The following is a 243-nucleotide window of genomic DNA, read 5'->3' as shown; positions in this document are numbered from 1 at the left end:
GCATTGACGCCGGTCAAAAACGCCGTTGCGCGACATGAGCGCGATCAGGCGATCGCGGGGTCAGCCTGCGGCCGGTTTGCCAGTGCGGAATGCTGCATCCCCGTGCTCGTAGAGCGTGAAGACGTCCTCGCGCCGGCACAGCTCGGTCCCGGGGCTCATCACGGTTGCGGCGCCGGCCGCCACGCCCAGCCGGAAGGCGTCCTCCAGCCGATAGCCGTTGGTCAGCGCCCAAACCATGCCGCC

Annotated in this window: 1 pseudogene; it reads right to left on the bottom strand. The window is 69.1% G+C overall.

From position 1 onward, the window contains the following. Window positions 1–60: 60 nt before the first annotated feature. A pseudogene (locus R0J92_RS25835) lies at window positions 61–243 on the bottom strand (hypothetical protein); the annotation flags it as partial.

The sequence above is a fragment of the Tritonibacter sp. SIMBA_163 genome, assembly GCF_046535935.1.
Taxonomy (GTDB): Bacteria; Pseudomonadota; Alphaproteobacteria; order Rhodobacterales; family Rhodobacteraceae; genus Epibacterium; species Epibacterium scottomollicae.
This window is presented reverse-complemented; position numbering and strand designations above follow the sequence as displayed.